This is a genomic window from Amycolatopsis sp. MEPSY49 (assembly GCF_051337345.1).
Lineage (GTDB): Bacteria > Actinomycetota > Actinomycetes > Mycobacteriales > Pseudonocardiaceae > Amycolatopsis.
Window position 1 is genome coordinate 74,252 of record NZ_JBDLYJ010000024.1, and the last position, 22,469, is coordinate 96,720.

Sequence of the window (22,469 nt, forward strand, 5' to 3'; positions counted from 1 at the left end):
ACGCCGGTCGCGCGAGGCACCCGAAACGCCGTCGCGGACGGCCGGTCGCGGGCCGTATCCTGCGACACGAGTTGTCAAAGATCCGGTGTGGACGGTTGCGCGCGGAGCCCTACCAGTGTTCGCTATCGGCAACCGGGTCGCCGAGTGTGGCGCCGCCGTACCCTCTCCAGGGGTGTCGGACGCCACACTCCGTCGTAGTTGGAGGAGTGAAAGCAGTGGTCGCCGCGGGAGACGCTGATCAGAGCAGCGTCGCCGAGAGGCTCGGCATCAAGCCCGAGATGGTGGTCCAGGAGATCGGCTGGGACGAGGACGTCGACGACGACCTCCGCGCGGCGATCGAGGAGCAGATCGGCGGGGACATCCTCGACGAGGACGCGGACGAGGTCATCGACGTGGTGCTGCTGTGGTGGCGCGAAGACGACGGCGACCTGGGCGACGCGCTCATCGACGCCAGGGGCCCCCTGGAGGAGACCGGCGTCATCTGGGTGCTGACCCCCAAGACGGGGCAGCCGGGACACGTCGAACCGAGCGAGATCGCCGAAGCCGTGCCGGCCGTCGGGCTGGCCCAGACCGCCAACATGAGCGTCGGGGCGAACTGGATCGGGACTCGCCTGGTCTCCCCGAAGTCCAAGTCCAAGCAGCGCTGAACCGGTCCCGCCCGGCTGACACGATAGGGTTGTCGTCGCAGGCACGTGTCCGTACGGGAGAGGAAACGCGGTATGACCGTCGAGGTCGGTTCTGAGGCCCCTGACTTCACGCTCAACGACTACAACAAGCAGCCGGTGCAGCTGTCGTCCTTCCGGGGCGACAAGCCGGTCCTGCTGGTCTTCTACCCGTTCGCGTTCAGCGGCATCTGCACCGGCGAGCTGTGCCAGCTCCGCGACGAGTTCGCGGACTACGACAACAAGGGCGTCCAGGTGCTGGGCGTCTCGGTCGACACGCCGTTTTCGCTGAAGGCGTGGGCCGAGAAGGAGGGCTACCAGTTCCCGCTGCTGTCCGACTTCTGGCCGCACGGCGAGGTGGCCAAGGCGTACGGGGTGTTCAACTCCGACGCCGGCCTGGCCGTGCGCGGGACGTTCTTGATCGACACGTCCGGTGTGGTGCGGTTCGCCGAGGTCAACGCGCCGGGTGAGGCGCGTGACCAGCAGGGCTGGAAGAAGGCCGTGGCCGAACTGGCTTGATTTTTCCCGGGCGGCGGTCCTTCGGGACCGCTGCCCGTGGGGGCGCATAGCTCAGCGGAAGAGCACTCGGCTTACACCCGAGCGGTCGCAGGTTCGAACCCTGCTGCGCCCACCAGCGGTTACTCCGATCGTGTGAGCTTCGGCCGAGACGTCAACCGCTCTCCGGTTCAGGCGTGAGCCACCCGCCGGACGCGGCGGCACGGTGGGAGCGCACGTCGCCGTTCGGCAAGGGCACTGCGTCGGCAGTTGTCCTCGCGCGCGAACGAGAGCGAGAAACGCATGCGATCGACGAGGTTCGGCGGGATCGTCACCGCGGTACTGATGGCGCTGCTCACGCTGGTGCTGACGGCGCAGTCGGCGTCCGCGGCGGTGCGGAGCTGGTCGCCGGATCCCTTTCCGACCCCCTCCAACTGGTACTGCGCGGACAAATCGCGCGAGGTCTACTCGTGTCTGATCAACTCGAGCGACGGCACCCAGTCGGTCTACAAAGCGGTGCTGGTCGTCACCAACTACACCTCGGTCGGCTACCAGATGAGCGCGCCGGTGGCCAACATCTGGAGCACGCCCAGCCCGGCGCAGCTGATCCAGGGCGACTCCTGCTACGCCAGCGCGCTGTCCGCCGGCTACACGGCGGCCTGCTACGGCAGCTGGGTGAAGCGTTCGACCGTCTGCGCGACGCGCCCGAACGCGGCCACCATCACCGCCAACGTCGCCGTTTCCTTCGGTGGGGTCCGGACCACGGTCGTGAGCCCGGCGCTGGCGGTGAACTGCTGACCCCGGCGCGTTCGGCGCTGTCCACGCCCGCCGGTTGGCCGTCCGGACCCGGCCACTCGCGGTTTTCCGGTTGCCGGAGCCACTGACGTCGAGGACGTGAAGATCATCGTCCTCGGCGCCACGGGGCTGGTCGGCCGACCTGACCGACCCCGCCTCCCTCGACGCACTCTTCGAAGAAGGCGGGGTCGACGCCGTGATCTCCTGCGCCGCCCCTTGGCAGAGCTGACCGACGCGCAAGTCCTCGACGACCTGCGCGGCAAGCTGCTCGGCCAGGTCGCCCTGGCGACCAGAGCGGCGACCCGGCTCGTCGACGGCGGCTCGATCACCCTCACGCCGGCACCTTCGACGAGCCCATCCCCGGCAGCGGCCTCGGCGCGCTCGTCAACGCCGGCCTCGAAGGGTTCGTCCGGTCGGCCGCCGCCGAGTTGCCGCGTGGGCTGCGGATCAACGCCGTCAGCCCCGGCTGGATCAAGGAAACCCTGGCGGTGATGGGGCCAACAGCGCCACGTCACACCGCGGTAGCGTGCCACTCGTGCGGCGCGAAGGCCTCGTCCAGCGGTGCGCCCGTCAAGCGGTTCGCGAACGTCGACAGCGTGTACGTCCCGATGCCCAGCACCACCTCCAGCGCGTTCCGGTTCGTGTACCCGGCCTCGGTGAACGCCACCAGTTCCGACGGCGGGACGTCGCCCGTCGTGTCCAGCACCGTCACGACGAACCGCCGCAGCGCCTCCAGGCGCGGCGAAGGCAAGGCCGACTGCGAGCGCAACGCCGAAACCAGCTCCGGTGAAACCGAAAGCCCGTGAAGGGTGGCCGTGTGCATCGCCACGCACAGGTGACACCCGTTGCGGGCGGCCACCGTCATGATCAGCACTTCGCGGTCCAGCGCCGGCAGCGTCGTGGACTCGAAAATCGCATTGAGCTTGAGGAAGCCGTTCAGCAGCTCCGGCGACGTCGCCAGGCGCGCGACGGCGGACGGGACGCGGCCGAACTTCTTCGCCGTGGCCGCCATCGCCGGGCGGGCGGCCGGGGGTGCAGACTCCGGGGTGTGATCGGGGAACAAGACGTCTCCAGACGTAGGATCGACAACATGGTTGTCGAAACCGTAAACCTGGTTGTCGAAAAGGGCAAGAGGCAATGATCGACACGCCCGGCTACGAGCTGCCCTTCCTGCTCTTCGGCGGCTTCCGCACGCTCATCGACCGCTTGCACGCCGAACTCGCGCGCCGCGGGCACCCCGACGTGCGGCCGTCGTACGGCTTCGCCATGCAGGCCATCGGCGTCCGCGGCGCGACGGCGTCGGAGATCGGCCGCCGCCTCGGCGTCTCGAAGCAGGCGGCGGGGAAGACGGTGGAGCGGCTCGAGGCGCTCGGGTACGCCGAACGCGCCGACGACCCGGACGACGCGCGCCGCAAGATCGTGCGGCTCACCGCCCACGGTGTCGACGCGCTGACGAAGTCCGCGGAAATCTTCGACGACCTGCGCAGCGACTGGGCTCGCGCGGTCGGCGCCGAACGGATCAGCGCGCTCGAGGCCGACCTGCGCAAGGTCGTCGGGCCCGCGGCCTACCGGCTGGACGCCGCGGGGTGGTTCTCGAGCTAGAAACCGCAGCCGGGGTCCGGCGCGTCCTCCGACAGCGGGCTGCCCGCGGGGAGCACGTACAGGACTTCGAGCACCAGCGGCGTCGACCCGAGGTTGCGGCCGATGTGCACTTGGTCGGGCTTCTCGGTGAACGCGCGCCCGGTGCCGAAGATGCCGTCGATGCTGCAGTCGGCCAGGTTGTGCGTCAGCGTCCCGGACTTCACGTACGCGTAGAGCGTGCCGTCGTGGAAGTGCCAGCCGGTGTAGCCGCCGGGCTGGATGGTGATCTCCCGCAGCGTGTAGTCGGTGTGGCCGATGGTCTTCTGGGCCAGGATCGTGCCGGTGACCCCGGTGCCGGGCGTCGCGGACGCCGTCGCGGGCACCGCCAGGAGCGCGGCGAAAGCGGCCAGGACAGCAATGAGCGGTCTGCGCATCGGCCCAAGCTACCGCGTCCGGCCGTGCCCGTGGGGGCAGTGATCCGGGTAGCGTGCCCGCATGGACGCGGAGCTTTTCGGGCAGGTTCTCGGCGCGGTGCGGGACTTCGTGCGCAAGGAGGTCGTGCCGCGCGAGGCGGAGATCGACGAGCGCGACGAGATCCCGGCCGAGATCCGGGAAAAAGCCGCCGAACTGGGTCTGTTCGGCTGGGCGCTGCCGGAGGAGTACGGCGGGCTCGGCCTCGGCATGGCCGAAGACGTCCGGCTCGCGATCGAGCTCGGCCACACGACGCCGGCGTTCCGGTCGCTGTTCGGCACCAACAACGGCATCGCCGGCCAGGCGATCGTGCACTACGGGACGTCGGACCAGCGCACCCGCTGGCTGCCCCGGCTGGCGGCCGGGCAGGCGATCGCGTCCTTCGCGCTCACCGAGGCCGAGGCCGGCTCCGACCCGGGCGGGCTGACCAGCCGCGCGGTCCGCGACGGCGACCGCTACCGCCTCTCCGGCACCAAGCGGTTCATCACGAACGCGCCGCTGGCCGAGGTCTTCGTCGCGTTCGCGCGCACCGACCTCGAAAGCACCGGCAGCCGCGGCATTTCGGCGTTCCTGGTGCCCGCGGGCGCGGACGGCGTCACGGTCGGCCCGCACGACGCCAAGATGGGCCAGGCCGGCGCGTGGACGTCCGAAGTGGTCTTCGACGACGTCGAGTTGTCGGCCGACGCGCTGGTCGGCGAGGAAGGCAAGGGCTTCGGCATCGCGATGGCCTCGCTCGCCCGCGGCCGGCTGCACATCGCGGCGCTGTGCGTCGGCATGGCGGAACGCGCGCTCGCCGAAGCCGTCGAGTACGCGCGGACGGCGCGCCAGGGCGGCCGGGTGATCGGCGAGTACCAGCTCGTCCAGGCGCTGCTCGCGGAGTCGCACGCGGAGCTCGCGGCCGGCCGCGCGATGGTCCACGAAGCCGCCGCGAAGTACGACTCGGGCGAGGACCGCAAGCTCGGGCCGTCGTCGGCGAAGCTGTTCTGCACCGAGATGCTCGGCCGGGTCGCCGACCGCGCGGTCCAGGTGCACGGCGGGATGGGGTACGTCCGCGGCGTCACGGTCGAGCGGATCTACCGCGACGCCCGGCTGTTCCGCATCTACGAGGGCACCAGCGAAATCCAGAAGCTCGTCATCGCGCGGCAGCTGCTCAAGGACTGAACTTGCGCTGGAGTCCACTCCAGGACTTAGCGTCGGGTACATGACCACTGCGCAGCACAAGATCGGCTCCGGTTTCGGGGCCGAGACCACCGCGGCCGAGGTCGTCGCCGGGATCGACCTGACCGGCGAGCTCGCCGTCGTCACCGGCGGCTACTCCGGCATCGGCCTGGAGACGACGCGGGTGCTGACCGCGGCCGGCGCACACGTCGTCGTCCCGGCCCGCCGCCGCGCCACGGCCGAAGAAGCCTTGCGCGGCCTCGAAAACGTCGAGGTCGACGAACTGGACCTCGGTGACCTCGACAGCGTCCGCGCGTTCGCCGAGCGGTTCGTCGCCTCCGGTCGCGGGATCGACGTTCTCATCGGCAGCGCCGGGATCATGGCGTTGCCGGAGACGCGCGTCGGGCCCGGTTGGGAAGCGCAGTTCGCGACCAACCACCTCGGCCACTACGCCCTGGTGAACCGGCTCTGGCCCGCGTTCAAGGCGGGTTCCCGCGTGGTTTCGGTGTCCTCGCGCGGCCACCACTACGGCCCGGTGCGGTTCGACGACCTCGAATTCCGGCGGGGCTACGACAAGTGGCTCGCCTACGGCCAGGCGAAGACGGCGAACGTCCTCTTCGCCGTCCACCTCGACGAGCTGGCGCGCGACCACGGCGTCCGCGCGTTCGCCCTGCACCCGGGCCGGATCCTCACCGACCTCGTCCGGTACCTCGACCGCCAGGAGCTGGTCGACGCCGGGATGGTGGACGCCGAAGGCCGGGTCACCGGCGGTGCGAAGACGCCGGAGCAGGGCGCCGCGACGCAGGTCTGGGCCGCGACCTCCCGGCAGGTCGACGGCCTCGGCGGCGTCTACCTCGAGGACTGCGACATCGCCGAGCCCGCGCCCGCCGACGGCACCCGCACCGGCGTCAAGGACTACGCGATCGACCCGGTGCTCGCCGAGCGCCTGTGGACGGTGTCGGCCGAGCTGACCGGGGTGAACGCCTTCTAGAGCTTGCCCACCAGCAGGTCGATCTCGTCCTCGGTGTTGTAGTAGTGCACCGACGCCCGGACCAGGTCCGGCAGGTCGCGGGCGGTAAAGTCGTACTGGGCCGACGTCCGCGACGACACCGACGTGTTGATGTTCGCCTCGGTGAGCCGGGCCTTGACCTCCGCGGCCGGGGTGCCATCGAGGCTGAAGGTGACGATGCCGCACCTGCGGGCGCCGACGTCGTGCACGCGCGCCCCGGCTTCGGCGAGCCGGCCGCGCAGCGTGGCCGCCAGGGAGGCGATGCGCTCTTCGATGGCCGGCAGGCCCCACTCGAGCGCGTAGTCGATCGCCGCGCCGAGGCCGAACACCGCCGCGAAGTCGCGTTCCCACACCTCGAAGCGCTTCGCGGTCGGGTCGACGACGTACTCCGTCGGCGACTCCCAGCTCGCCGAATGCAGGTCGAGCATCGCCGGCTCCAGCCGGTCGCGCAGCCGCGGGTGCACGTAGAGGAACCCGGTGCCGCGCGGGCCGCGCAGGTACTTGCGGCCGGTCGTCGACAGCGCGTCGCACTTCAGGCGCGAGACGTCGAGGTCGAGCTGGCCGGCGGACTGGCACGCGTCGAGCAGGAACGGGATGCCGGCCGCCTCGGCGACCGCGCCGATCTCCTCGGCCGGGTTGACCAGCCCGCCCTGGGTGGGCACGTGGCTGACGGCGATCAGCTTGACGTCGCCGTCGACGCGCCGCTTCAGGTCTTCGACGTCCAGCTGCCCCGACTCGTCGTCGCCGACCACCTCCACGACCGCGCCGGTGCGCTTGGCGACCTGCAGGTACGCGATGGCGTTGCTGGCGTACTCCGCGCGAGAGGTCAGGATCCGGTCGCCGGCCTCGAAGGGCAGCGCGTAGAAGATCGCCTGCCACGACCGGGTCGCGTTGTCGGTGAGCGCGATGTCGTCGGGTTCGCCGCCGACGAGCCGCGCCGCCGACGCGTACACCGCGGCGAGCCGGTCGGAGGCTTCCGCGGCCGCTTCGTAGCCGCCGACCAGCGCTTCGTGGCGCAGGTAGTCGACGACGGTGTCGGTCACGACGGCCGGCGGGAGCGCCGAACCGGCGTTGTTGAAGTGGACCACTTCGGCGCAGCCGGGCGTTTCACGGCGGGCGCGGTCGACGTCGAAGGTCATGTGAACTGAATACAGTAGCTCTCTTCTGTATGCAATACTGCCCGCCATGGCCCGGACCCCGCTGCGCAGCGACCTCATCGAGGAGATCACCACCCGCGTGCTGGACGGGCGGCTCGCCGCCGGCGCCCGCGTCAACGAAGTGCACCTGGCCCGCGAACTGGGCGTCAGCCGGACGCCGCTGCGGGAGGCGCTGATCGGGCTCGCCGATCGCGGCCTGCTCGTGTCCGCGCCGGGCCGGGGATTCCTGGTGCCGCCGTTCGACCCGGACGAGGCCCGCCGCCTCTACCCCCTGATCGCCGAGCTCGAAGCGCTCGCCCTGCGCTGGACGTCGCCGCTGGAGCTGGCCGGGCTGCCGGACGCGCTCGACGCCGTCGCCGACGAAATGGCCGCGGCGCTGGAGTCCGGCGCCGATCTGTCCGATGTGGACGAACGGTGGCACGCCCTGCTGCTGTCGCGCTGCCCCAACCCGCACCTGCTGCGGCTGATCGGGCAGACCAAGCCGCTGCTGAAGCGGTACGAATCGTGCTACTTCGGCGGCGCCGGCCGCGCCGGGGAGAGCATCGGCGAGCACCGCCGGATCGCCGCGGCGCTGCGCGACGGCGACCTGCCGACCGCGTCCGCGGTGCTCGTCCGCAACTGGGTGAAAGCCTTGGCGTACCTGGGGAAGGACGAAAGATGATCATCGCGCACCTGAGCGACCTGCACCTCGACGGCGATCCGCGGGCGGAAGACCGGGTCGCCGCCGTGATGGCCTGGCTCGGCGGGCTGGCCCGCCCGATCGGCGCCGTCGTCGTCACCGGCGACATCGCCGACCACGGCGCGGCGGCCGAGTACGCACGCGCTGCTGAACTCCTGAAGCACCCGTCGCCGGTGCTGATGTGCCCGGGCAACCACGATGTCCGTTCGGAGTTCCGCACGGGACTGCTGGGCTTGCCCGCTTCGGACGGGCCGATCGACGTCGCGCAGGAGGTCGACGGCGTCCTGTTCGCGATGTGCGACTCGACGATTCCGGGCCGCGGCGCGGGTTTCCTGGCGGACTCCACTTTGGCGTGGCTCGACGAGGTGCTCTCGAGTGGCGACGGCCCGGCTTTCGTCGCGTTCCACCACCCGCCGGTCGAGGTGGGGGTGGCCCTGGTCGACGCGATCCGCCAGTCCGGCGAAGACCGGCTGGCGGCGGTGCTGGGCCGGCACCCCCGGGTCAAGGCGCTGCTGGCCGGGCACGTGCACACGGGCGCGTCGACGACGTTCGCCGGCGTGCCGCTGCGCATCGCGCCCGGCGTCGTCTCGCAGTCGCTCCTGCCGGTGGAGCCGGGCGCGGACCGCGGTTGGGACGAAGGCGGCCCGTTGGACTACGAGCGGCCGCCTTCGCTGCTGCTGCACGTCCTGCACGACGACGGCCGGGTGACCAGCCACCACCGCGTGATCAGCCGCTGAACACCGGCAGCGTGATCTTCGACGGCCGGGCCGCGTCGTGGAACACCTCGAAGCGGTTGGGCTTCCCGGTCACCGCCGACGTGACCGGCTCGCCGGTCCCGTGGTTGCGCGCGAACCGCGGGAACGCCCCGCCCGCCACCTGGACGCGCAGCCGGTGGCCGCGGCGGAAGCGGTAGGCCGTCGGGTCGAGTGTCACCTCCGCCGTCACGATCCCGTCCTCGTCGGCCGCCGGGAAACCGGGGCGCAGCCGCAGGATCCCGTCGGTGACGTTGCGGGACACGCCGTTCGTGTCGACGTCGCAGAGCCGCACGTAGACGTCGGCGTGGCCGAGCTCGGTCCGCACGTGCACGGTCGCCGACACCTCGCCGATGACGTCCAGCTCCGCCGGCAGCGGCTCGCCGGTGAACACGAGCACGTCCGGCCGGGCCTCGACGGCCTGGTTGTCGCGCTGCTTCCACTCGCCGGTCAGCAGCGGCCCGCCGACCGCCGGCGTCGGGTCCGCCGGGTCGTAGGTGAACGTCGTCGGCCGCGCCTCGCCGGCGACGGTCTCGCCGAGCCCGCCGATCGGCCGCAGGTGCGACGCGGTCGCCGTCGACGGCGGCGGCCAGGACTCGAAGTCGAGCCACGTGCCGGCGCCCTGCAGGAACAGCCGGACCGGCGCGCGCTGCAGGAAGGTGCGGTCGCCGAGCAGGTGCGCGCGCAGGAACCCGAGCTGGTCCCGGATCATCGGGCCCATGCTCCCCGGCTCGCCGTGCGCCCACGGCCCGATCGTGAGCCGCGGCGCCTTGCCGGCCTCGGCGAGGATCCGGAAGTCGCGCAGCTGCGAGCCGATGAACAGGTCGTACCAGCCGGTCACCATCGACACCGGGACGTCGAGCTTCGCGACCTCGGCGCTGTGGTCGGACATCGCCCAGTAGTCGTCGTCGGGGACGAAGTGCTCGGTGATGTCCTGGAGGAACTGCACCGGCTTCCCGATCGCGGCGACGTCGGCGCGGCTCAGCGGCAGGAACGACATCGCCTTCCGCGTCTTGCGCTTCTGCAGCGGGTTCGGCAGCGCGGCGAAGCGCTCTTCCTGGCGGCCGATCATCGCCGACCACGACACCATGTTGTCCGCCGCGAGCACGCCGCCGGGGTAGAACGTCGAGACGAACTCCGACGCCGTCACGCCGAGGCACATCGCCTTCAGGGGCGGGTCGAGGTACGGCCCGACCGCCCACTGCGTGTGGCCGAGGTAGCTGGCGCCCGCCATGGCGATGTCGCCGTCGCACCACGGCTGCGCGCGCAGCCACTCGGCGGTCGCGACGCCGTCCTCGCGCTCGAGGTGGAACGGCCGGAACTCGCCGCCGGAGCCGAACGAGCCGCGCGTGCTCTGGATGACCGTCTGCAGGCCGTGCCGGGCGAAGGTGTCGCCGAAGAGCTTCGAAAGGATGCCCTTGCGCCCGTACGGCGTGCGGATCAGCACCACCGGCGCCGACGTCGTCCCGGCCGGCGCGTACCGGTCGGCGAGCAGCGTGACGCCGTCGGGCATCGGCACGGTGAGGTCGCGCGTCACGACCGGCTTCGGTCCTTCGACGCGGGGGAGTCCGAGCAGCTTGTCGACAAGTCGGTCCAGCACGGGCGCCCGCCTTCCGAAGTGGAGTAGACCCTTCCGGATCCGACCGTACCTCAGTCCGCGCGGGCGAGCGTTTCCGGACGCAGCAGCCTGGCCAGCTCCTCGGCGGGGATCAGGCCCTTCTCGACGACGAGCTCGGCGACGCCCCGCCCGGTCGCCAGGGCCTCCTTGGCGATCTCCGTCGCGGCCGCGTAGCCGATGCTCGGGTTGAGCGCGGTGACCAGTCCGATCGAGTTCTCGACGTAGGCGCGCAGGACGTCGACGTTGGCCGTGATACCGGAAACGCACTTCGACGCCAGCGTCCGGCAGGCCGCCCCGAGGTGGGTGATGCTCTCCGACAGCGCGTGCAGGATGATCGGCTCGAAGGCGTTGAGCTGCAGCTGGCCGGCCTCGGCGGCCATCGTCACGGTGACGTCGTTGCCGATGACCTCGAACGCGACCTGGTTGACCACCTCGGGGATCACCGGGTTGATCTTGCCGGGCATGATCGACGACCCGGCCTGCACCGGCGGCAGGTTGATCTCGTTGAGCCCGGCGCGCGGACCGGAGGACAGCAGCCGCAGGTCGTTGCAGCTCTTCGAGAGTTTCACCGCGATCCGCTTCAGCACGCCCGAGAGGTGCACGAACGCGCCGCAGTCCTGGGTCGCTTCGACCAGGTCGGCCGCGGTGACGACGGGCAGCCCGGTGATCTCGCGCAGGTGCCGGCACGCGGCTTCGGCGTAGCCGGGCGCGGCGTTGAGGCCGGTGCCGATCGCGGTCGCGCCGAGGTTGATCTCGTGCAGCAGCGCGACGGCCTCGTTCAGCCGCAGCCGGTCCTCGCCGAGCATCACCGCGTAGGTGCCGAACTCCTGGCCGAGCGTCATCGGGACCGCGTCCTGCAGCTGCGTGCGGCCCATCTTGAGGACGTCGTGGAACTCGACGGCCTTGGCGGCGAACGCCTGCTCCAGCACGATCATCGCTTCGGACAGCTCGCGCACGGCGATGATCGTCGCGACGTTGACCGCGGTCGGGTACGCGTCGTTCGTCGACTGCCCGAGGTTGACGTGCTCGTTGGGGTGCACGACGTGGTAGTCGCCCTTGGCGTGCCCGAGCAGCTCGAGGGCGCGGTTGGCGATCACCTCGTTGGCGTTCATGTTGGTCGACGTCCCGGCGCCGCCCTGGATGACGTCGACGACGAACTCGCCGTGCAGCGCGCCTTCGCGGATCTCCCGGCAGGCCTCGCAGATGGCGTCGGCGATTTCGGGCTTCAGCAGGCCCAGCTCGGCGTTGGCGCGCGCGGCGGCTTCCTTCACCGCGGCCAGCGCCTCGATCAGGTGCGGGTAGGCGGCGATCGTCGTGCCGGTGATGGGGAAGTTCTCGCGGGCACGGGCGGTGTGCACGCCCCAGTACGCGTCGGCGGGGACGTCCTTGTCGCCGAGCAGGTCGTGTTCGCGGCGGGTGGTCATCGCTGGCTCTCCACGTGAAGTTTTCCGGTGACGCGCAGGTTGTCCGGTCCGGGCGGCACGTCGACGCCGCACAGCTTCAGCGCGGCGGCCAGCACGGGATAACGCGCGCGGTCGCCGCCGTCGGCGATCTTGAACGCGATCGCCGTGCCGTCGGGCAGCGCGGCGACCTGGACGGCCTCGAAGCCGTCCTTCGCGATCAGTCCGGGCACCGCGCGCATGACGGCGGTGACGTCCCGGCGGCTGCCGCCGACCAGCTCCGGGTGCCGGCGGATCCCGTCGGCGACCAGGTGTTCCGGCGTGCCGGGTGCGGCCGTGGCGATCCTCGAGACGGCCGTAGCGAGGCCGCGCAGCGTCGTCGCGAAGAGCGGGGCGCCGCAGCCGTCGACCGCCACGCGCTCGATGCCGCGTCCGGTGAGGTCCTCGACGGTGGCGGCGATCGCGCGCTGCAGCGGGTGCGCCGGGTCGAGGTAGCCGTCCGTGCTCCAGCCGTGCAGGTCGCACGTCGCGAGCATCGCCGCGTGCTTGCCGGAGCAGTTGTGCCCCAGCCGGCTCGGCGCCCGGCCGGCGGCGACCCAGCGGTCCCGCTCGACCGGGTCGTACGGGTAGTCCGCGGGGTTGCCGAGCGCGTCGGGGGAACGGCCGTCGAGCACGTCGAGGGCGGCGTCGAGGTGCATCGGCTCGCCGGAGTGGCTGGCCGCCGCAATGGCGAAGCCGGCGGGGGACAGGCGGAGCCCGAGCCGCGCCATCGCCGTGGCCTGCAGCGGTTTCGCCGTCGACCGCGGGTACATCGCGGCGTCGGGGTCGCCCGCGGCGAACAGCGTCGTGCCGTCCGGGGCGAGCACGATCGCGGCGCCGTGGTGGCCGCCCTCGACCATGCCGTCGCGGACCAGCTCGACCAGGGGTTCGGTGGTCACAGGCCCTCCTCGTCGAACGCGCGCATGTCGATCCGCCTGCGCGCGGCGAACCAGCCCGCGACCAGCGCGACGGCGATCGCGGGCAGCGCGAGCAGGGTGATCCGGCCGGTCTCGTCGAAGCCCATCAGCACGACGACGGCGGCGAGGAACACCAGCGTCGCGATCTCCGTGTACGGGGAGAACGGCAGCCGGAACGCGGGCCGCTCGAGCCCGTCGCGCTTCGCCTTCCGGACGAAGAGCAGGTGGCAGAGCACGATGATCGCCCAGGTGGCGAGGATGCCGATCGCGGCGAAGTTCAGCACGATGTCGAAGGCTTCCTTCGGCACCAGGTAGTTCAGCCCGACGCCCAGCACGCAGACCGACGCCGTGAGCAGGATGCCGCCGTAGGGCACCTGGTTGCGGTTCATCACGCCGGTGAACTTCGGCGCCGAGCCCGCCTTGGCCATCGACCGCAGGATCCGGCCGGTCGAGTAGAGCCCGGAGTTGAGGCTCGACAGCGCCGCGGTGAGCACGACCAGGTTCATCACGCTGTCCGCCGCGGGCACGCCCAGGTGCGAGAGGACGGTGACGAACGGGCTCTGGTCCTTCGAGTAGGCGCTCCAGGGCAGCAGCATCGCCAGCAGCACGACCGAGCCGACGTAGAAGACGAGGATCCGCCACATGATGGAGTTGATCGCCTTCGGCATGATCTTTTCGGGGTGCTCGGTCTCGCCGGCGGCGACGCCGACCAGCTCGACCGAGGCGTAGGCGAACACGACGCCCTGCACGATCAGCACCATCGGCAGCAGCCCGGTGGGGAAGATCCCGCCGTGGTCGGTGATCAGCTGCGGCCCGGGGGCGGCGCCGTCGATCGGCGTCCGCGTCACCAGCAGGAAGATCCCGATCACCATGAACAGCACGAGCGCGGCGACCTTGACGATGGCGAACCAGAACTCCATCTCGCCGAACAGCTTCACCGAGACGAGGTTGAGCGTCAGGACGACGGCCAGCGCGATCAGCGCGAGCACCCACTGCGGGACCGGCGAGAAGAACGACCAGAAGTGCGCGTAGAGCGCGATGGCCGTGATGTCGGCGATGCCGGTGGTCGACCAGTTGAGGAAGTGCATCCAGCCGGCGACGTACGCGCCCTTCTCGCCCATGAACTCGCGGGCGTAGGAGACGAAGGCGCCGCTGGAGGGCCGGTGGAGGATGAGCTCGCCGAGCGCGCGGACGACGAAGAAGGCGAAGAGGCCGCAGACGGCGTAGACGATGGCGAGCGCGGGTCCGGCCTGGGCGAGCCGGCCGCCGGCGCCGAGGAAGAGCCCGGTGCCGATCGCGCCGCCGATGGCGATCATGTTCACGTGCCGGGGCTTGAGGGCCTTGCGGTAGCCGGCGTCGCCCGCGTCCGCGGGGGCCGTGAGGGTCTGCTCGGTCACTGGTCCCCGTTCACGATGCTGGTGAGAGTGGCTTCGACGTGCGTGAGGTGCGCGGTCATGGCTTCGACGGCTTGCTTTTCGGAACCGCTCTCGATGGCCGTGACGATCGCGCGGTGTTCGATGTTCGACTGCCCGCGCCGGTCGCCGAGCTGGTTCAGGAAGGCGGACTGGCGGGCCAGCGCGTCCCGGATCTCTTCGATCACCTTCCCGAAGACGGGGTTGCCCGAGGCCTGGGCGATGGTGATGTGGAAGAGCGAGTCGAGCGCGACCCAGGCGGTGTTGTCGGTCTCGGCGTCCATCCGGTCGAGGAGGTGGCCGAGCAGGTCGAGGTCGTCCTGGCTGCGTCTCGTGGCGGCGTAGCCGGCGACGGGGATCTCGACGTGCCGGCGGACTTCGATGAGGTCGCGGGCGGAGTAGGGCCCGAAGGTGGGGTTGTCTGCGGGCCCGGTGGCGGTGACGAAGGTGCCCTTGCCGGTCTTGGACTCGGTCATGCCGAGGGCTTGCAGGCCGCGGAGGGCTTCCCGGATGACCGAGCGGCTGACCTCGAACTCCCTGCTCAGGGCCGCTTCGGACGGGAGCTTGGCGCCGACGGGGTAGTCACCGCGTTCGATCAGCTGCCGCAGGTGCGCCAGGACGGCTTCCATGGCGCTGACCCGCCGGGGACCACCTTGTCCGGCTGTCTGGCTGTCAGACAGGTTCATGAGGGGAATGCTCGGTGGCGGTGCCGCCGGTGTCAACGCGGAGGTCGGGAGCTGTGGCTCACCTCACCGCTCGGCCCCGCTACACGACGTGAATGACTCATTCATGTCGTGTGGCGACATGAATGAGTCATTCACGTCGTCCGGTGACCCGCGCCAAGCCGTCACCGCACCCGTCGCAGGCCCCCGTCCACCGCCGCCCGTGACCGCCCGGCAGCACCGCGTGCCCGGTGCTCACCACCGCCCGAAAAGGGGGGCGCGTCGCAGCGGCGGAACACCTCCCGCGAGGAGCAGAATCGACCCGGCGAGCACGTGTCAGGACTGTCGGTGCCACGGGTTAGGGTGAGGGACCGGGCGCGCCGGTCCGNACCGCCGCCCGTGACCGCCCGGCAGCACCGCGTGCCCGGTGCTCACCACCGCCCGAAAAGGGGGGCGCGTCGCAGCGGCGGAACACCTCCCGCGAGGAGCAGAATCGACCCGGCGAGCACGTGTCAGGACTGTCGGTGCCACGGGTTAGGGTGAGGGACCGGGCGCGCCGGTCCGACCAACCAAGGGGAGGTTTTCGCTGGTGTCGAACGATTCCTTCGTCCACCTGCACGTCCACACCGAGTACTCGATGCTCGACGGTGCGGCGAAGATCGCTCCTCTCTTCGCGGAGGCGGCGCGCCTCGGCATGCCCGCGGTCGGCATGACCGACCACGGCAACATGTACGGCGGCGACGAGTTCTACCAGCAGTCGAAGAAGCACGGCCTCAAGCCGATCATCGGCATCGAGGCCTACATCGCGCCGGAGAGCCGCTTCCACAAGAAGCCCGTCTTCTGGGGACAGTCGAACCAGCGCGGCTCCGACGAGCTGGGCGAGGGCGGCGACGTCTCGGGCGCCGGCGCGTACACCCACATGACGATGCTCGCGCAGAACGCCACCGGCCTGCGGAACCTCTTCAAGCTGTCCTCGCTGGCCAGCATGCAGGGCTACTACCGCAAGCCGCGGATGGACCGCGAGCTGATCGCGGACAACCACACCGGCATCATCGCCACCACCGGCTGCCCGTCCGGCGAGGTGCAGACCCGGCTGCGGCTCGGCCAGAAGGAAGCGGCGATCCAGGCCGCGTCCGACTACAAGGACATCTTCGGCGCCGACAACTTCTTCCTCGAGCTGATGGACCACGGCCTGCCGATCGAGCGGTCGGTCCGCGAAGGCCTCCTCGAGATCGGCCGGCTGCTCGACCTCAAGCCGCTCGCCACGAACGACTCGCACTACGTCACCAAGGACCAGGCCGACACGCACTCGGCGCTGCTGTGCGTCCAGGCCGGCAAGACCCTCAACGACCCGACCCGGTTCAAGTTCGACGGCGACGGCTACTACCTCAAGTCCGCCGCCGAGATGCGCGAGTACTGGGACAAGGAGGTTCCCGGCGCCGCCGACACGACGCTGATGATCGCCGAGCGCATCGAGTCGTACGAAGACGTCTACGCGCACAAGGACCGGCTGCCGTTCTTCGAGGTGCCGGAGGGCTACGACCAGGGCGGCTGGCTGCGCGAAGAGGTCGCGAAGGGCCTGAAGTGGCGCTTCCCGGACGGCCCGCCCGAAGGCTACGACGAGCGCATCGAGAAGGAGCTCGACGTCATCATCGGGAAGGGCTTCCCGGCTTACTTCCTGATCGTCGCCGACCTCATCAGCTACGCGCGCCGCGTCGGCATCCGGGTCGGCCCGGGCCGTGGTTCGGCCGCCGGGTCGCTCGTCGCGTACGTCCTCGGCATCACGAACCTGGACCCGATCCCGCAGAAGCTGCTGTTCGAGCGGTTCCTGAACCCCGAGCGCGTCTCGATGCCCGACATCGACATCGACTTCGACGACCGCCGGCGCGGCGAGATGATCCGGTACGCGACCGACAAGTACGGCTCGGACAAGGTCGCCCAGGTCATCACCTTCGGCACCATCAAGACCAAGGCCGCGATCAAGGACTCCGCGCGCGTCCACTTCGGCCAGCCGGGCTACGCGATCGCCGACAAGATCTCCAAGGCCCTGCCCCCGCCGATCATGGCGAAGGACATCCCGCTCTCGGGCATCGTCGACAGCAAGCACGAGCGCTACGGCGAGGCCGCCGAGGTCCGCGCGCTGGTCGAGACCGACGAAGAGTGCAAGACGATCTTCGAGACCGCCCGCGGCCTCGAAGGCCTGATCCGCAACGCGGGCGTGCACGCCTGCGCGGTCATCATGTCCTGCGACCCGCTGACCGACGCGATCCCGCTCTGGCAGCGTGACGACGGCTCGATCATCACCGGCTGGGACTACCCGTCGTGCGAGGCCATCGGCCTGCTGAAGATGGACTTCCTGGGCCTGCGGAACCTCACGGTCATCGGGGACGCGATCGACAACATCAAGGCCAACCGCGGGATCGACATCGACCTCGACACGCTTGGTGTCGATGACCCGGAGACCTACAAGCTGCTCGCCCGCGGCGACACGCTCGGCGTGTTCCAGCTGGACGGCGGGCCCATGCGCGACCTGCTCCGCCGCATGGAGCCCACGGTGTTCGACGACATCGTCGCGGTCGGCGCATTGTACCGCCCCGGCCCGATGGGCATGAACGCGCACAACGACTACGCGGACCGGAAGAACAACCGGCAGAAGGTCAAGCCGATCCACCCGGAGCTCGACGAGCCGCTGCGCGAGATCCTGGCCGACACCTACGGCCTGATCGTGTACCAAGAGCAGATCATGCACATCGGCCAGAAGGTGGCCGGCTACACGATGGGGCGCGCGGACGTGCTCCGCCGCGCGATGGGCAAGAAGAAGAAGGAAGTCCTCGACAAGGAGTACGAGGGCTTCGAAGCCGGCATGCGGGCCAGCGAGCTGGTCCCCGGCGGATTCTCGAAAGAGGCGATCAAGGCCCTCTGGGACACGATCCTGCCGTTCGCCGGGTACGCGTTCAACAAGAGCCACGCGGCCGCGTACGGCCTGGTCTCCTACTGGACCGCGTACCTCAAGGCGAACTTCACCGCCGAGTACATGGCCGCCCTGCTCACGTCCGTCGGCGACAACAAGGACAAGTCTGCGGTCTACCTGTCCGAGTGCCGCCGCCTCGGCATCAAGGTGCTGCCGCCGGACGTCAACGAGTCGGCCCTGCGGTTCGCGGCCGTCGGGGACGACATCCGCTTCGGCATGGGTGCCGTCCGCAACGTCGGCGCGAACGTCGTCGAGTCGATCATCAAGACCCGCGAGGAGAAGGGCAAGTACGCGTCCTTCACCGATTTCCTCGACAAGTCCGAGCTCGTGGCCTGCAACAAGCGGGTCATCGAGTCGCTGATCAAGGCGGGCGGGTTCGACTCGCTCGGCCACACGCGGCTGTCGATGATCCAGGTCCACGAGGACGCGGTCGAAGCCGTCGTCCCGCTCAAGCGCCAGGAGGCGATGGGCCAGTTCGACCTCTTCGGCTTCGGTGGTGACGAGGGCGAGGCGGCTCCGTCGTCGTCGCCGCTCGCGCATCTGAAGTTCGGCGAGGAGGAGTACCCGCGCAAGCAGCTGCTCGCCTACGAGCGCGAGATGCTCGGCCTGTACGTCTCGGCCCACCCGCTGGACGGCGCCGAGCGGATCCTGCGCAAGCACGCCCCGAAGCCGATCGCCGGCATCCTCGCCGATCCGCCCAAGGAAGGCGAAATCGTCATTTCCGGGCTGATCACGTCGCTGGAGCGGCGGGTCAACAAGAAGGGCGAGCCCTGGGCGATCTGCACGGTCGAGGACATGGACGCCTCCCTCGAGGTGCTGTTCTTCCCGAAGTCGTACGCGCTCTTCTCGAGTGAACTGATCGAAGACAACGCGGTGCTGGTCAAGGGCCGGGTCAACTGGCGCGAAGACAAGATGTCGGTCTTCGGCGGCGGCCTCGCGACGCTGGACCTGTCCGAGGTCGGCACCGGCAACGGCGACGACGAGCCCCCGCTGGTCCTGCTCGCCGCGGCGGAGAAGATCGACCAGTCGGTGGTCAGCGAGCTGCGGTCGACGCTGCTCGCCCACAAGGGGGAAACCCCGGTGCACCTCAAGCTGGTCGGGCGGAACCAGACGGTCTTCGCGCTCTACGACTACCCGGTCAAGGTCAGCTCCATGCTGATCGGCGAGCTCAAGGGCATCCGGGGCATCACTGCAAGTACGTAAGTTCGGCACGAAACGGGCGGGACCGCGGCGGACAGCGCGCGCGGATCCCGCCTTTCGTGTTTGCTGGACAGGATGACTTACGAACCCGATCCCCGTCGCTGGAAAGCGCTTGCCGTTTCGCTGACGGCCGGGTTCATGGGCCTGCTCGACGTCAGCATCGTCAACGTCGCGCTCCCGTCGATGCAGTCCGGGCTGCACGCGACCAGCGGCGGCATCCGCTGGGTCGTCTCCGGCTACGCGCTGGCGTTCGGCCTGGTCCTGGTCACCGGCGGCCGGCTAGGCGACGCGTTCGGCCGCCGGAACATGTTCCTCGGCGCCCTCGCCGCGTTCGTCATCACCAGCGCATTGGCCGGCGCGGCGCCGAACGAGACGACGCTGGTGATCGCCCGGCTCGCCCAGGGCGTCGCGGCGGGCATGCTCACCCCGCAGAACACCGGCCTGATCCAGGACCTCTTCCGCGGCGCCGAGCGCGGCCGCGCGTTCGGGATGTTCGGCGCCGTCGTCGGGATCTCGACGGCGGTCGGCCCGATCCTCGGCGGCGCGATCCTCGCCGTGTTCGGTGCCCAGGACGGCTGGCGCTGGGTGTTCTACGTCAACGTCCCGATCGGCGTCCTCGCGTTCGCGCTGGCCCTGCGGCTGTTGCCGCGCAGCGACAGGAAGAAGATCAAGGTCGGGCAGGAGATCGACTTCGCCGGCATCGTGCTGCTCGCGGTCGCCGTGCTCGGTGTGCTGCTGCCCGTGATCGACTCGGACAACGGCGGCCTGGCGCGGCTGTGGTGGCTCTTCCTCGTCGCGCTGGTGTTCGGGGTCGCGTTCGTGCGCTGGGAGCGTTCGGTCGTCCGGCGCGGCCGGTCGCCGCTGCTGGACACCCGGCTGTTCACCGGCACGCCGGGCTACGCCGCCGGTGCCGCCGTCGGCGCGCTCTACTTCTGCGGGTTCGCTGGGATCTGGCTGGTCTTCGCGATGTTCTTCCAGCAGGGCCTCGGCTACACGCCGCTGCAGTCGGGCCTGTCGGTGACGCCGTTCGCGCTGGGCTCGGCGGTGTCCGCGGCGGTCGCGGGCCGGCTCGTGCCGACCTTCGGCAGGCGGCTGACCGTCACCGGCCTGGCCATGGTCGCGCTGGGCCTGCTCGCGGTGGCGTTGCTCGCCGAGTTCGTCCCGCCGTCGGCGTCCGGGTGGGCGTTCGCGCTGCCGCTGCTGTTCGCGGGGGTGGGTGGCGGCATGGTGATCTCGCCGAACACGACGTTGACGCTCGAGTGCGTGCCGGTCCGGATGGCGGGCGTCGCCGGCGGCGCCCTGCAGACCGGGCAGCGGATCGGCACGGCCATCGGTACCGCCGTGCTCGCGTCGGTGTTCGGCACGGTCGTCGGCTCCGCGGCGGACTACCCGCTCGCGCTCACCGTCGCGCTGTGCTGCGCGGCCGGCCTGACGTGCGCCGCGCTGGCGCTCGCGATCGCCGAACTGCGGGCGCGGCGCCACCGTGCGCAGACTTCCGACCGGGAGAGCGACGACCGGCGGGCCGAGACGTCGGCCGCGGACGTGCAGCGGGGCTGAGACACTACTTTCCGCAGATTCGCGATGCTCCAAACGAGTGACGAGCACGGAAAGACACTGGTGCTACGCAGAGCGACCGGGTAGATCTTATGGAGCCTTCACTGCGCGGCTTCGGCTACCGACAGTGGCAATCGGTCGGCCACCCGGGGATGGGGTGACCGGCCCGAGCGATCGAGGCGTCCGGAGTTCGAGGGAATGGACACACTCGGTCACCTTCCGTCCAGTGAGTGTCGGCGTCCGCGGGGGACCGTCCGGCAGTCGCGGAAGGGATGCCCATCGGCAGCCGCCGGCGCGTGACGGCAGCGGGTGGGCCCGGGTGAGGGGGAACCGGGCCCGCCCGTTCTACGTGTCGTGCTTCCACCTCGCTCGTGATCATGTTGGGATGACCGCGTCCGACAGGCACGACACCGGGAGCTTCGATGACCCAGCAGCCGTCGCGGCCGGAGAGCCGGCTGCGGGTGTGGTACCGCCCGATGCGCTCGCGCGACAGCGGTGAGCACCACCGTGTCGCGACCCCCCTGGAACTGCTGTTCGACCTCTGTTTCGTGGTCGCCGTCGGCCAGGCCGCGGCTTCGCTGCACCACGCGCTGGCCGAGGGCCACGCCGCCCACGGCGTCTCGTCGTTCGCGATGGTGTTCTTCGCGATCTGGTGGGGCTGGCTGAACTTCAGTTGGTTCGCCTCGGCGTTCGACACCGACGACGTCCCGTACCGGCTGGCCACGCTCGTGCAGATCGCCGGCGGGCTGACCGTCGCGGCGGCCGTGTCGAGCGCGTTCGAAGGCGACTTCCGGCTGATGGTCGTCGGTTACGTGCTCATGCGGCTGGCGATGGTGTTCCAGTGGCTGCGGGCCGCGCGGGCGGACCCGGGCTGCCGGCCGGCGGCGCTGCGGTACGCGACCGGGATCGCGGTGGTCCAGGTGCTGTGGGTGTCCTACCTGTGGCTGCCGCAGGCGGTGCGGGTCATCGCCTTCGTCGTGTTCGCGGTGCTGGAGATGGCCGTGCCGATCTGGGCGGAGAGCCGCCACCGCACGACGTGGCACCCGCACCACATCGCCGAGCGGTACGGCCTGTTCACCCTGATCGTGCTCGGCGAGGTCATCCTCAGCGCGACGAACGCGATCAAGGAGGGCACCGCGGAGCCGGGGCACACCGGCGCACTGGTGTCGCTGGCCGCGGCCGGGCTGGTGCTCGTGTTCTCCATGTGGTGGCTGTACTTCGACCGGCCGGGGCACGCGCGGCTCATCCGTCGCCCCATCATGTTCACGTCGATGAGCTGGGGTTACGGCCACTACCTCATCTTCGCCTCCGTCGCGGCCGTCGGAGCCGGGCTCGAGGTGGCGGTCGCCTACGACACGGGGACGCTGCACGGGCTCGGCGGAGTGGCCGCCGCGTTCCCGACCACGGCGCCGGTCGCGGTCTTCCTGCTGAGCGTGTGGCTGCTGCACATCGGGCCGACCAACGAGTGCCGGCCGATCGCCATCGGCTTCCCGGTGACGGCGGTGCTCGTCCTGGCGGCGTCGTTCACGCCGGCGCCGATCCACGTCGCCGCGGTGCTGACGGCCGCGCTCGTCGCGTTGACGGTCGTCGCGACCCACGGGGAGCCCCAGCCGGCCTGAGCGCGAATCGGTGCAGGTCAGCGGCCCGGCGCGCTAAAAGGGACCCCCCGGTGCGAGGGGGTTTCGGGGGCATGTAAAGTTCTCCAAGTCGCCAGGGAAACCGGGCGGCCGCCGGGAACACGAACCAAGCTCCCACGATCGTGGTAGAGTGGGTGGTCCCGAACCAGGGTGGTATCCCTGGAACAAAGCTTGAAACAAAAGCCGAAGACCAAGGCGCTTCGCGGCGCGGCGGTCCGAAGTGTGTTGCTTGAGAACTCAACAGTGTGCTAGTGAACTAAGCCAGTAGAGCTTATGTATTGAACCTCGTATGAGGTTCCT

Annotated in this window: 19 protein-coding genes and 1 tRNA gene; 12 read left to right on the plus strand and 8 right to left on the minus strand. The window is 70.4% G+C overall.

Annotated elements, in window-relative coordinates:
- Positions 1–215 precede the first annotated feature (215 nt).
- The 4 genes from ABFJ78_RS48835 to ABFJ78_RS48850 all read left to right on the plus strand — a co-directional run bounded on the left by ABFJ78_RS48835 (position 216) and on the right by ABFJ78_RS48850 (position 1,955).
- Positions 216–647 (plus strand): DUF3052 domain-containing protein, encoded by a 432-nt coding sequence (locus tag ABFJ78_RS48835; protein WP_086672523.1) that lies wholly within the window; start codon positions 216–218, stop codon positions 645–647.
- Positions 648–719: 72 nt separating this feature from the next.
- Positions 720–1,181 carry a peroxiredoxin gene (locus ABFJ78_RS48840; RefSeq protein WP_436394456.1) on the plus strand — a complete coding sequence of 154 codons (462 nt, stop codon included), beginning with the start codon at positions 720–722 and terminating at the stop codon, positions 1,179–1,181.
- Between the two features lie 40 nt (positions 1,182–1,221).
- Positions 1,222–1,296 (plus strand) — tRNA-Val (locus ABFJ78_RS48845).
- A gap of 164 nt (positions 1,297–1,460) precedes the next feature.
- Positions 1,461–1,955 (plus strand): hypothetical protein, encoded by a 495-nt coding sequence (locus ABFJ78_RS48850; protein ID WP_436394457.1) that lies wholly within the window; start codon positions 1,461–1,463, stop codon positions 1,953–1,955.
- Positions 1,956–2,463: 508 nt separating this feature from the next.
- Here ABFJ78_RS48850 and ABFJ78_RS48855 read toward each other — a convergent pair.
- Positions 2,464–2,964 carry a carboxymuconolactone decarboxylase family protein gene (locus ABFJ78_RS48855; RefSeq protein WP_436394477.1) on the minus strand — a complete coding sequence of 167 codons (501 nt, stop codon included), beginning with the start codon at positions 2,962–2,964 and terminating at the stop codon, positions 2,464–2,466.
- A 125-nt stretch (positions 2,965–3,089) separates the two neighbouring features.
- Here ABFJ78_RS48855 and ABFJ78_RS48860 point away from each other — a divergent pair, with 125 nt between their 5' ends.
- Positions 3,090–3,554, plus strand: coding sequence for a MarR family winged helix-turn-helix transcriptional regulator (locus tag ABFJ78_RS48860; protein ID WP_436394458.1), 465 nt, complete (start codon positions 3,090–3,092; stop codon positions 3,552–3,554).
- Here ABFJ78_RS48860 and ABFJ78_RS48865 read toward each other — a convergent pair.
- On the minus strand, positions 3,551–3,967 hold the full coding sequence (locus tag ABFJ78_RS48865) for a cupin domain-containing protein (protein WP_436394459.1): 417 nt from the start codon (positions 3,965–3,967) through the stop codon (positions 3,551–3,553). The genes ABFJ78_RS48860 and ABFJ78_RS48865 overlap by 4 nt on opposite strands.
- A gap of 61 nt (positions 3,968–4,028) precedes the next feature.
- Here ABFJ78_RS48865 and ABFJ78_RS48870 point away from each other — a divergent pair, with 61 nt between their 5' ends.
- Both ABFJ78_RS48870 and ABFJ78_RS48875 read left to right on the plus strand, forming a co-directional pair.
- The gene (locus ABFJ78_RS48870; protein WP_436394460.1) at positions 4,029–5,165 is read left to right on the plus strand and encodes an acyl-CoA dehydrogenase family protein; all 1,137 of its coding nucleotides are present in this window, start codon (positions 4,029–4,031) and stop codon (positions 5,163–5,165) included.
- Between the two features lie 40 nt (positions 5,166–5,205).
- Complete coding sequence (locus tag ABFJ78_RS48875; protein ID WP_436394461.1) at positions 5,206–6,153, plus strand: SDR family NAD(P)-dependent oxidoreductase; 948 nt, start codon at positions 5,206–5,208, stop codon at positions 6,151–6,153.
- On the opposite strand, the gene ABFJ78_RS48880 is transcribed toward ABFJ78_RS48875, so the two are convergent.
- A complete protein-coding gene (locus ABFJ78_RS48880; RefSeq protein ID WP_436394462.1) occupies positions 6,150–7,310 on the minus strand; it encodes an aminotransferase class V-fold PLP-dependent enzyme in 1,161 nt (386 codons plus the stop codon). The two genes, ABFJ78_RS48875 and ABFJ78_RS48880, sit on opposite strands and share 4 nt — an antisense overlap.
- A gap of 46 nt (positions 7,311–7,356) precedes the next feature.
- Between ABFJ78_RS48880 and ABFJ78_RS48885 the strand changes: the two genes are divergently transcribed.
- Together ABFJ78_RS48885 and ABFJ78_RS48890 are read left to right on the plus strand one after the other, a co-directional pair.
- Positions 7,357–7,989, plus strand: coding sequence for a GntR family transcriptional regulator (locus ABFJ78_RS48885; protein WP_372670874.1), 633 nt, complete (start codon positions 7,357–7,359; stop codon positions 7,987–7,989).
- Positions 7,986–8,744, plus strand: a complete 759-nt coding sequence (locus ABFJ78_RS48890; RefSeq protein ID WP_436394463.1) for a metallophosphoesterase — start codon at positions 7,986–7,988, stop codon at positions 8,742–8,744. The genes ABFJ78_RS48885 and ABFJ78_RS48890 overlap by 4 nt, the downstream gene beginning before the upstream one ends.
- Here ABFJ78_RS48890 and ABFJ78_RS48895 read toward each other — a convergent pair.
- The 5 genes from ABFJ78_RS48895 to ABFJ78_RS48915 are packed head-to-tail and all read right to left on the minus strand — an operon-like array spanning position 8,734 to position 14,774.
- Positions 8,734–10,359 carry a CocE/NonD family hydrolase gene (locus ABFJ78_RS48895; protein ID WP_436394464.1) on the minus strand — a complete coding sequence of 542 codons (1,626 nt, stop codon included), beginning with the start codon at positions 10,357–10,359 and terminating at the stop codon, positions 8,734–8,736. The two genes, ABFJ78_RS48890 and ABFJ78_RS48895, sit on opposite strands and share 11 nt — an antisense overlap.
- Before the next feature lie 50 nt (positions 10,360–10,409).
- Complete coding sequence (gene aspA / locus ABFJ78_RS48900) at positions 10,410–11,801, minus strand: aspartate ammonia-lyase (RefSeq protein WP_436394465.1); 1,392 nt, start codon at positions 11,799–11,801, stop codon at positions 10,410–10,412.
- Complete coding sequence (locus ABFJ78_RS48905) at positions 11,798–12,715, minus strand: asparaginase (RefSeq protein ID WP_436394466.1); 918 nt, start codon at positions 12,713–12,715, stop codon at positions 11,798–11,800. Before ABFJ78_RS48905 ends, aspA begins: the two co-directional genes overlap by 4 nt.
- Positions 12,712–14,130 (minus strand): amino acid permease, encoded by a 1,419-nt coding sequence (locus tag ABFJ78_RS48910; RefSeq protein ID WP_436394467.1) that lies wholly within the window; start codon positions 14,128–14,130, stop codon positions 12,712–12,714. Before ABFJ78_RS48910 ends, ABFJ78_RS48905 begins: the two co-directional genes overlap by 4 nt.
- Entirely contained in the window at positions 14,127–14,774 is a 648-nt protein-coding gene (locus ABFJ78_RS48915) for a FadR/GntR family transcriptional regulator (protein ID WP_436394468.1), read from the minus strand. Before ABFJ78_RS48915 ends, ABFJ78_RS48910 begins: the two co-directional genes overlap by 4 nt.
- Before the next feature lie 622 nt (positions 14,775–15,396).
- Between ABFJ78_RS48915 and dnaE the strand changes: the two genes are divergently transcribed.
- The 3 genes from dnaE (at position 15,397) to ABFJ78_RS48930 (ending at position 22,151) form a co-directional block, all read left to right on the plus strand.
- Positions 15,397–18,981, plus strand: a complete 3,585-nt coding sequence (gene dnaE / locus ABFJ78_RS48920) for a DNA polymerase III subunit alpha (protein ID WP_436394469.1) — start codon at positions 15,397–15,399, stop codon at positions 18,979–18,981.
- Between the two features lie 72 nt (positions 18,982–19,053).
- A complete protein-coding gene (locus tag ABFJ78_RS48925; RefSeq protein ID WP_436394470.1) occupies positions 19,054–20,535 on the plus strand; it encodes an MFS transporter in 1,482 nt (493 codons plus the stop codon).
- Between the two features lie 419 nt (positions 20,536–20,954).
- Positions 20,955–22,151 carry a low temperature requirement protein A gene (locus ABFJ78_RS48930; RefSeq protein WP_436394471.1) on the plus strand — a complete coding sequence of 399 codons (1,197 nt, stop codon included), beginning with the start codon at positions 20,955–20,957 and terminating at the stop codon, positions 22,149–22,151.
- Positions 22,152–22,469 lie beyond the last annotated feature (318 nt).